Here is an 8,710-nt window from a genome sequence, read left to right as displayed (position 1 = left end):
GCACGCGTCGTGGCCGTGCCAGCACCGGGCAGCCATCACCAAGGGCACCAACCGGCATCTGCAGGACACCTACCCGGACCTGCTGCCGGAGGGGCGGGAGGCGATGCTGTCGACGGGCCGGCCGTACGTCATCGAGACGACCGAGGCGCGGCCGGACGTGGTGTTGTGCGGCACGCAGTTCGGGCTTCCGATCCTGCGGCACCGCAAGTTCGAGGTGCACGGCTGGTTCCCGATGGCGTTGCCACACATGCGGCACACGGGTCGGGTGCGCGGGTGGCGCCACGGCAAGCATTACGACGGCGAGTACCTGGCTGTGTACGGCAAGGGCGGCGGTAAGGCCACCGTGCCGGAGATGCAGGCCGCGCTCGGCATCCACTGGACGGACGTCCACGAGGAGCTGACGGAGGCCATCCCGCCCGTGTACACGCAGTTCCTCGGCGAGCAAGCAGCCCAGCAGATCCTGTCGCTCGCCGCCTGACTCACCACGGCCCGCACTGTCGCGGGCCGTCTGCGTCCGCCCCACCGGACCCCGTTTCACCTCACTCATCGCCAGCTCGGGATACCCCCTTGCCTGATTCGGAGGTCCGCCGTGGACATCTACACCAAGGAAATAGTCTTCGCCGCCGCCGGTATCACCCTCGTCGCCAGCCCGTTCATCTGGGCCGCCTGCGACTGCGTGATCCGCCGGTGGCGCAGGCAGCGTGCTCAGATCCGAGCCATCTTGCAGGACCTGCGCACGCAGGCGGCGCGCCTGGAGGACGCGAAAGCTCTGGAGGTACAGCGGCGTTCCGAGCTCCTGGCTGCTGCTCCTGCCGTGGACGCGGCCGAGCGGATCGTGTTCGAGGAATGGCTGCGGGCATCCAAGCCCAGCCAGCCGTAACCCCAATCCCTTCCCCGTACAGAGAGGTGGTGAGGACCGTGTCCCACCGCATACGTGCCGCACTCGCGGTCCTCGCCGTTGTGGCGGCGGTCCGTGTGGTGCGGGATCAGCGTCGTCGTCTGGAGCGGGCGGAGCAGGCGCTGGTGGCTGAGCGTGCCGGGCAGCGGCTCGTCGATTGCGTCGTGCAGACGGATTTCGAGGAGCGGCTGGCCCGGCTTCGTGCTGCTGTCGCCGCCGCGCCGGCCGCTTACCCGTCGTCGTCGACCCGTTCGAACTCCCAGGAAGGGGGCCTGTGATGAGCAGCCCGAACCCCACGTCTATGTCGCCGACCGCCGCCCATCGGGAGCTGGTGGACCACAAGTGGTACCGCTATCGGGTCTGCGCGCCTGATCCCGATGAGCCGTCGCTGGCTGCGGGGAGCATCGAGCAGGATGGGAAGACCGTGCGGGTGCCGCTGTCGGCGTGGTCGGCGCCGGACCTGGACGGCGGGGAGCCGCAGGACGTACGCATCGCCCGGGAGAACATGGCGATCGAGGCGTGCCTCGGCTGCAGGGTGATGGTGGCGTGCAACCGGTACGCGAACACCGTGGATGCGGACGGGCATGTCACGGAGCCGCAGGGCGTGTTGGGCGGTGAGCGGGGCCTGGACCGGCACAAGCGGCTTATCGCGCGGCGGCACCAGGTCGTCGCGGCGGCGCCGGACGCCCGCTTCCAGACCGAACAGAAGCAGGCCGTCCTCAGGGCGCTCGCCGTGCACAGTGACCCGCTCGAGGTCGCTGCGGCGGCGGGCCTCGATGAGCGGACGGCGAACTGGCAGCGCTCGCACCTGGTGCGCCTGCTGGGCCTGCCGCGGGATGCGTCGCGTGGGGATCTGCTGGCGGCGGCCGCCGGCCGGGGCCTGCTGGACGGGGTGAGCGTGGTGGAGGACGGCAAGGACGTTCCGGCGATCGTGCCCCCGGGCCGTCCCGCGGTCGCGCCCAAGCCGGCCAAGGTGAAGCGCCGCCGGGCCGCCTCGAGGGCCCGCTCCATCCCACGGCCCCGCTCCATCTCAACAGTCAGCTCCACGACTGCGCGCCGTGTCCGGCCGGTGCAGCTGTCCCTGTGGGAGATCCCCTCTCCCGACAACATCGTTTCCCTCGAATCCGCTTCGCGCCTGGAGGCTGCCGCATGAGCATCGACCACTCCCCCGCCACGACCGAGACAACCGACGCGACGGGCGCGGACGCTGCGGCGTTCGAGCAGGCCCAGACGGACATGGTTCTCGGCGGCCGTACGACGGCGACGGCTCATCACCTCACCGGGCTGATCGCCGCGGCACAACTCGACACGGTCGGTACGCCGCGGAAGCTGGCGCGGGACCTGTTCCCGGACGTGGACCCGGCAGTGGTGCAGGAGATTTGGGACCGGTCCGCGGCCGTGCACTACCGGGCCGGCCAGATGTCCGGGGCGCCGCGCTTCCACCGGGACAAGCTGGCGCGGCTGCAACGCCAGCTCGCGGAGGCCGGGTTCGCGGCGATGGCGGGTCAGGTGCAGCGGGCTGTGGCAATGGCCGTACGGGAGCACCCGGCTGACGACGCCTCGGACGGGCGGGAGCACTGAGCGCGGTGCGATAAGTCCTACTAGCGACACGACTTGAGGAGCATCGGACAGATGGCGGCCCTAACCGGTAGGCTGCGCACAGCGCCAGACGACCATTCAGGTGGACTGCTGGGTGCGACACAGACAAAGGAACGGCCCCGCTGTATCCCTGGTGCGCTAACACCGGGAGCGGGGCCGGGCCGACACACAACTCCTACGAAGGTGCCGACGATGGCTAAGAGTACCCGGGGACCAGACCCCGTAGACAGGTGGACCCGCATTTCCGGCGTGAACATCACACCGCCGACGCAGCCGGGCCCTGTCACCACTACCACCGCAGTCGCATGAGCGGCCGGGGCGAGGACATCCTCGCCACGGAGTACCTGTACGCCATCAAGGCCGACAGCTACGAGGGCGACGACAGCCGCTACCACAAGCCGAAGCACGTGGTGCGCTTCCCGATCCAGCGGAAGACGGCGAAGCGGATCTACTACGTGGCCGACACGTGGGGGCCCAAGCCGACCGTACGGTTCGTGGACCGGCAGAAGATGGAGTCCGAGGGCGAGGTCTACACGAGCCGCCACTGGTCGGCGTCGGACTTCCATCTGTACATGAAGGAGCCGATCCTCGAGACGGCTTCGGAGCCCACCTTGGCTCAGCTGAAGTCGGCGATGCGTGAGGCGCACCCGGACATGGGCGGTAGCCACGAGGCGTTCCTTACTGCGCACCAGCGGTACGAGAAGGCCCGATCCAAGTCCTCCCGGACGGAGGGCGAGCGATGAGCGCCCAAGGCGGGGACCTTCTCGCCTGGCTGTACGGCGCGATCACGGCGCGCGAAGAAGCGGCACGGTGTGTCGGCTGGGGCTCCATCACCGCCACGGACTACCTGTGGGGCACGAAGCACCTGACCCTGCACCGGGCCGGCGAGTCGAAGAACACCACGGAGATGGACTCGGACCTGGCGGACCACATCGTCGCCAACGACCCCGAGTCGGTCCTGCGCCGCTGCGCTGCCGACCGGAAGCTGCTGGAGCTGCACGGCGGTCGGGGCCACTCGTGCCCCGCATACGACTACGACGGGGACCTGGACGAGTTCGCCCGGTTCTATAACCACGAGGTGTGCCCCGTCGTTCAACACCTTGCCGACGGCTACGGCTGGACGGCAGGACAGACCCCACCCATTGAGGGAGATCAGATGACTTAGCGCGTATCTGCGGCGGGAGGTCCTGCCGCTCCCTTGCCGGGGAGCGTCTTCCTCAACCGCCTGGCCGCTTCCGTCCGTTCAGTGGGGCCAACCACTGTCCGGCCTTGCGGCCCTCGTACCACGGCCCGTCCTGCCAGGGACGAGCTAAGGCCCATCGGGTGCCACCCCGTTGAGCGACTTCAGGTTCTGACCGAACCACCTTCACCACCGAGACGGCGTTTGTGCTGTCCCGGCCCATTACTGAAGGCAGGTACATAGTGCAGCACGCTGCAGCCCCTTGTCAGCTTCCACGCCCCCGTACGAGCGATTCGCGCCTTATCTCCCCTCGCTCGGGTGATGCCGGGGTCACCGAATCCACTCACGACACGCACACCCCCACCCCTGAAATCGAACGCCCGTACGAGTACAGTCGGCGTTCCGGTCGTGGGGGAAAGCTCATGGTGGACGCAGCACACCAGTGGCTGTCCTCCACGGCCGGGCGCATCGCGACCTGCGCGCACTCATGGATGCAGGCCGTCCACTGGGTCGCCGGGTCCGGGCTGTACCGGCCGGCACGGCAGCACGGCCCCAAGTGGGGTCCCACCACGCTGCTCATCGCGCAGGAGATCTCCAAGCTGTCCGTGTGCCGGCCCGGGATCGAGTACCTGATGCGGAAGTTGAAGGTGTCGGAGCGCACCGTCCAGTACCACCTGGGGATGCTGAGGGAGGCCGGGCTGCTCGTGTACCGCGTGAAGGGCACCCGCGCGTCGGGGCAGCCGAACCAGGCGTCCGTCTTCGAGCGGGTCGTCCCGGTCGAGTTCGACGAGGCCCTCGGTATCCGCACGATCCTCCGCAACGAGGACGACGCCCCCTACAAGCGGGTCCCGGTCGGCGCCGCGGCAGAGCACCGGAGCACGCTTGGGAAGTTGGCGAAGAAGGCCGCCCGGAAGGTCCGCCGCCGCTCCCGCCGGACCCCTGTTTCGGGCAAGGCGCGTTGCACCCCAATGCAGGTTGGTACCTCAGCGGAATCATCTGCAGCTAGTACCTACTGTCCCTCTGAGAGCAAGCTCGCAAGCGGGAAGAAGAAGTCCCCCACCCCGAAGCAGAACAAGCGCGGGCCCAAGAAGCTCAACAAGGTCGGCCGCCGCTACCAGCTCGCCTCAGAGCTCATCCAGATGGTGCCGTGGCTGGGCAACGCGTCCCGGGCGCGGATCGCGTGGATCGTCCGGCATGTTGCTGATGCTGGGTGGACAGCCCTCGAGGTCCAGGCCGTCGCCGAAGGAATGCCGCTGAGCGCCCACGGGGTGCGCCGCTGCTCCGGGTTCCTCGCCTACCGCATCGCCGGAGCCCACCAGCTGTTCACCACACCGGAGCGCCGCAAGACCGCCGTGGAGGCCTGGCAGGACTTCCGCATCGCTGAACAGGCCCGCCACAACGCAGCCGCGTTCAACGACCTCGGCGAAGGCCCCAAGAGCCTCGCCGCCCGACGCGCCATGGACGAGGCGTTCGCCGCCATCCGTGACCGGCTCACCCCCGCCACGGTGGAGCTGACGGTCGACGCGGCTCCGCTCGCCCTGGAGGACCTGTCGCAGGCGGAGGTCGCCGACATGCGGGCCGCCGCGATGAACGACCCCGGCCTGATCTTCTCCGCGCTGGAACTGATCGGCGAAGCCGAGACCCGCCGCCTGTACAGCAACCGGCTCGTCGACCAGACCCTCGCACTCGAGGCCATCAACGCCCGCCGCCACACCCTCGCTTCCGCCTTCTGACAAGGAGAGTCGACCATGACGGACACACCGCAGCTGGCGGGAGCAGACCTCGCCCGCCTCGCCCTCGCCAACGCCCGCGCGGCCGCCAAGACCGCGCCCAGCAAGACCACCCGCACCGGCCCCCGCCGCACGATGCGCCGCGGGACGGGACGCGACCCCATCACCCTCGCCTCCGCCATCACCGAACTCGGAGCCGACCTACCCCTCGAAGTCGGCACCGCAGGCGGCAACGTCATCGACCAGTGGGACACCCTCTGCCCACAGTTCGCCGACACCGTGCAGCCCGTCGCGTACGACACCGACCGCGGCCGCCTCGACCTGCGCCCCGTCAGCCACGCCTACGCCGCGCAACTCCGACTGTTGGGCGGCCAGCTGGCCAAGCAGATCAACGACAAGGTGAGCCGGACCGTGGTCCGCTCGATCCGTGTCCTGCCCGTCGGCGTACTCACCGCGCGCCAGCCGGCCGACGCCGCGCAGGCCGTTGCGGAGTCGGCGCCGGTGAAGACACGGGAGACAGCATCCGAGGGATTCCGCCGCAACCTCGAGCTGGCCCTCGCCCACCGGCCCGAGCACGCCCCCACCGTCCCGCTGCTCCGGGAAGCCATCGAGCGTCAAAACGCCGTTTTGAAGCATCCGGCGAACCGGGAGCCCGAGACCGCGTTCACCGATGCCGTTGCCGAAGCCGAACGCTTCGCCGCGCCTGAGCCTGACCGCGCCGAGGCCATCCGCCGCGCGGCCATCGCCCGCAAGCAGGCCGGCGGCGATGCTCCCGTTCGCCGCGCCTTCGATGTCGCGTGACCGCGCGGACCGCCCAGCCGCGAGCGGAGGGAACACGTCCGGGTTTCTGCGGCACTGTGATTCTCGATCACCACGCCGACCGATCGGAGCCGCCGTGCTCGAGGACCTCGCCGTCGACCCCCGCCTCCTCACGCCTGAGCAGCGGGAGGCATGGAACCGCGTCCAGGAGGACCTCGAGCGGGCGTGGCTGGACGCCCACATCCGCGCCCTCCGCCCGTACGTCACCGCAGCCTGAAGAACGGAACCCGCTCATGTCTGCTCCCACGATGCCGACCCGCCGGCCTGTCACCCCCGCTCGCCCGCGGCCCCAGCTGCCGCAGGTCCCGCACCAGGGCCTGTTCCGCGAGCCGGTCTACGCCGACGGCCCGTACGCCCGCGAGGACGAGGAAGACGACGACTGAGTTTTACGGCCAAGGCGTATACCGCGGTATACGCCTGACGCTCTGGAGGGAACCGTGAGGCGCCCCCGTTGACCCCGCGAGGCGTATACCGCGGTATACGCCGGAGTGGCCGCGCCGACGGGCAGGGCAATGCATTTGCCCCATTCGATCATCTGCAATGCTGTCCCGGTCCGAGTACCGAGAACCCCTCGGGAAGCACACGGAAACGGAGCATCATGGCTTCCTCCATCCTCGTCGTGTCCACAGACCCACAGGGGTCGACCATCTGGTGGGCCGACCGAATCAACGACCTGCCGTTCGACTTCGCCACCGCGCACGATGACCCTGAGAGCCTGGCCAGCCTGCGCGACCAGGGCGCCGCGGTCCACGTCATCTGCAACCAGAAGGGCGGCGTCGGCAAGACCACGACGACCGTGAACCTGGCCGCCGTCACACATGACGTCCTCGGCAACACCGACAAGCGCATGCACGTCTTCATCGACACCCCGGGAAGCCTCGAAGACGAGCACATCCTCACCGCCGCTTTGAACGTCGCCGACGACGTCCTGGTGCCGCTCCCCCCAGAGCCGCTGGCGTTCGACCCCACCGCTCGCACCATCAGCAAGGTCATCGAACCGCGCGGCCTGCCCTACAAGGTGTTCATCAACGCCTGGGACCCGCGCGACGGCAAGGCCGACCGCGACGACACCATCGCCTACATCGACGCGATGGGCTGGCCCCGCGCCAACACCGTCATCCGCCGCTACAAGATTCACACCCGGGCTGCGGCCGAGGGCAAGGTCGTCACCCAGTACCCCGACAGCGGGACGACGCTGCGCGCGCGCGAGGACTACTTCAAGCTGGCCCTCGAACTCGGCTACGGCGGTGGTCGCTGATGGCGGGAAAGGGCAAGCGCCTCAGCCTCGCCAGCCTGGCCGGCGGTCCGGTTGAGTCGGTCCCGGGCAGCAGCAGGCCAACCCTCGTGCACCTCGCACCGGAGCAGGTCGCCCCCACGCCGCTCAACCCGCGGCAGGACTTCGACCCGGCCAAGCTCGAGGAGCTCGGCAACAGCATGCGCGGCGGGCAGCTCCAGCCCTGCGTCGGCATCGCCCGGTCCGCCTACATGAGGCTGTTCCCCGAACACGCCGACCAGGTCCCGCCGTGCCAGATCGTCATGGCTGCGGGGGAGCGGCGCTGGAAGGCGGCGTCGCAGGTCGGCCTGCCCAGCATCGACGTGCACGTCCGGGAAGACATTGCCGAGTCCCGGGTGAAGTTCCTGGCTGCCGTTCTCGCGGAGAACGTGGAGCGGTCGAACTTCAACTACATCGAGGAGGCTCGAGGCCTCCAGCAGATGCTTGAGATGAGCGACGGCAGTCAGGCCGACGCGGCCCGTGAGCTGAACAAGTCCAAGCAGTGGTTCAGCCAGCGCATCGGCTTGCTCCGTCTGTCCGACGAGATGCAGGAGCTGGTCATCAAGGGCGAGGTAACCGCGCTGAGGGATCTGCGGAAGTACTCTGCGCTCCCGTCCGATCAGCAGGTCGCTTCCTGGCGCGCGGACCGTGAGGCGGCAGAGCGCAAGGAGTTGGAGCCGGAGGCCTCTCCGACGCCACCGCTCTCGCCCCCGGCTGAGGTTCCCGCAGCGCGTCCGCCCGCTGCCCGGGACATCGGGAAGGACGCCGAGGCGTATACCGCGGTATACGCTCCGCCCGCCGTACCGGCGCGAGGAGCGGCGCCCGAGCCGGCCGTGCGGGAACCGGGATCCGGTGAGGCGTATACCGCGGTATACGGCACGGAGGCACAGCCTGAGCCGACGACGACGGCCGACTCTGTCCCGGAACCGCGGGCGGAGCAGGAGCAAGAGGGCGAGCCGTCCGTCGAAGGCGTGGGGGAGCAGGCGGAGCCCAAGAAGCGGTTCCCGTACGACGACGGAGCCGATGCCGCCTGGCACCTGAACGCGAAGATGACCGACACGGAGTTCCTCAAGATGGCGGACCTCGTCGCCGAGGACGCCAAGCGTCGGCGTGCCGCGCTCTCGTCTACCTGACCGACAGCTCGGCTGAGTTCAACTCCAATTGGAGTCAAGGAGCTCTAGGCCCCGCCCTCCCACCGCATGGTGGGGGAG

The 8,710-nt window shown here is 69.2% G+C and carries 13 protein-coding genes; all 13 read left to right on the top strand.

Annotated elements, in window-relative coordinates; genetic code table 11:
• Positions 1–478 (top strand): hypothetical protein (locus ACFVWR_RS18495; protein WP_387215685.1); only part of this gene is annotated, 478 nt, incomplete at its 5' end.
• 111 nt (positions 479–589) lie between these two features.
• Positions 590–880, top strand: a complete 291-nt coding sequence (locus ACFVWR_RS18490; protein WP_387215682.1) for a hypothetical protein — start codon at positions 590–592, stop codon at positions 878–880.
• A 29-nt stretch (positions 881–909) separates the two neighbouring features.
• A complete protein-coding gene (locus tag ACFVWR_RS18485; protein ID WP_387215679.1) occupies positions 910–1,176 on the top strand; it encodes a hypothetical protein in 267 nt (88 codons plus the stop codon).
• Entirely contained in the window at positions 1,176–2,051 is an 876-nt protein-coding gene (locus ACFVWR_RS18480; protein WP_387215676.1) for a hypothetical protein, read from the top strand. Before ACFVWR_RS18485 ends, ACFVWR_RS18480 begins: the two co-directional genes overlap by 1 nt.
• Complete coding sequence (locus ACFVWR_RS18475) at positions 2,048–2,479, top strand: hypothetical protein (protein WP_387215673.1); 432 nt, start codon at positions 2,048–2,050, stop codon at positions 2,477–2,479. Before ACFVWR_RS18480 ends, ACFVWR_RS18475 begins: the two co-directional genes overlap by 4 nt.
• Positions 2,480–2,802: 323 nt before the next feature.
• The gene (locus tag ACFVWR_RS18470; RefSeq protein WP_387215670.1) at positions 2,803–3,240 is read left to right on the top strand and encodes a hypothetical protein; all 438 of its coding nucleotides are present in this window, start codon (positions 2,803–2,805) and stop codon (positions 3,238–3,240) included.
• Positions 3,237–3,662 carry a DUF6221 family protein gene (locus ACFVWR_RS18465; RefSeq protein WP_387215667.1) on the top strand — a complete coding sequence of 142 codons (426 nt, stop codon included), beginning with the start codon at positions 3,237–3,239 and terminating at the stop codon, positions 3,660–3,662. The genes ACFVWR_RS18470 and ACFVWR_RS18465 overlap by 4 nt, the downstream gene beginning before the upstream one ends.
• A 437-nt stretch (positions 3,663–4,099) precedes the next feature.
• The gene (locus ACFVWR_RS18460; protein WP_387215664.1) at positions 4,100–5,410 is read left to right on the top strand and encodes a winged helix-turn-helix domain-containing protein; all 1,311 of its coding nucleotides are present in this window, start codon (positions 4,100–4,102) and stop codon (positions 5,408–5,410) included.
• A gap of 15 nt (positions 5,411–5,425) precedes the next feature.
• The gene (locus ACFVWR_RS18455; protein ID WP_387215661.1) at positions 5,426–6,208 is read left to right on the top strand and encodes a DciA family protein; all 783 of its coding nucleotides are present in this window, start codon (positions 5,426–5,428) and stop codon (positions 6,206–6,208) included.
• A gap of 94 nt (positions 6,209–6,302) precedes the next feature.
• Positions 6,303–6,443: a hypothetical protein gene (locus tag ACFVWR_RS18450; RefSeq protein ID WP_387215658.1), complete on the top strand. Its 141-nt coding sequence runs from the start codon at positions 6,303–6,305 to the stop codon at positions 6,441–6,443.
• 16 nt (positions 6,444–6,459) lie between these two features.
• Positions 6,460–6,609, top strand: a complete 150-nt coding sequence (locus tag ACFVWR_RS18445; protein ID WP_387215656.1) for a hypothetical protein — start codon at positions 6,460–6,462, stop codon at positions 6,607–6,609.
• 215 nt (positions 6,610–6,824) lie between these two features.
• Positions 6,825–7,484 carry a ParA family protein gene (locus ACFVWR_RS18440; RefSeq protein ID WP_387215653.1) on the top strand — a complete coding sequence of 220 codons (660 nt, stop codon included), beginning with the start codon at positions 6,825–6,827 and terminating at the stop codon, positions 7,482–7,484.
• The gene (locus ACFVWR_RS18435) at positions 7,484–8,632 is read left to right on the top strand and encodes a ParB/RepB/Spo0J family partition protein (RefSeq protein ID WP_387215650.1); all 1,149 of its coding nucleotides are present in this window, start codon (positions 7,484–7,486) and stop codon (positions 8,630–8,632) included. The genes ACFVWR_RS18440 and ACFVWR_RS18435 overlap by 1 nt, the downstream gene beginning before the upstream one ends.
• Positions 8,633–8,710 lie beyond the last annotated feature (78 nt).

It is taken from the genome of Leifsonia sp. NPDC058292 (assembly GCF_042880955.1).
Lineage (GTDB): Bacteria > Actinomycetota > Actinomycetes > Actinomycetales > Microbacteriaceae > Leifsonia.
The sequence above is the reverse complement of the archived record's forward strand: the minus strand, read 5'-3'. Positions and strand labels throughout refer to the sequence as shown.

Coding starts and splice junctions, on each gene's coding strand:
- ACFVWR_RS18480 (WP_387215676.1), top strand. CDS start 1,176: ATGAGCAGCCCGAACCCCACGTCTATGTCGCCGACCGCCGCCCATCGG.
- ACFVWR_RS18475 (WP_387215673.1), top strand. CDS start 2,048: ATGAGCATCGACCACTCCCCCGCCACGACCGAGACAACCGACGCGACG.
- ACFVWR_RS18470 (WP_387215670.1), top strand. CDS start 2,803: ATGAGCGGCCGGGGCGAGGACATCCTCGCCACGGAGTACCTGTACGCC.
- ACFVWR_RS18465 (WP_387215667.1), top strand. CDS start 3,237: ATGAGCGCCCAAGGCGGGGACCTTCTCGCCTGGCTGTACGGCGCGATC.
- ACFVWR_RS18460 (WP_387215664.1), top strand. CDS start 4,100: ATGGTGGACGCAGCACACCAGTGGCTGTCCTCCACGGCCGGGCGCATC.
- ACFVWR_RS18455 (WP_387215661.1), top strand. CDS start 5,426: ATGACGGACACACCGCAGCTGGCGGGAGCAGACCTCGCCCGCCTCGCC.
- ACFVWR_RS18445 (WP_387215656.1), top strand. CDS start 6,460: ATGTCTGCTCCCACGATGCCGACCCGCCGGCCTGTCACCCCCGCTCGC.
- ACFVWR_RS18440 (WP_387215653.1), top strand. CDS start 6,825: ATGGCTTCCTCCATCCTCGTCGTGTCCACAGACCCACAGGGGTCGACC.
- ACFVWR_RS18435 (WP_387215650.1), top strand. CDS start 7,484: ATGGCGGGAAAGGGCAAGCGCCTCAGCCTCGCCAGCCTGGCCGGCGGT.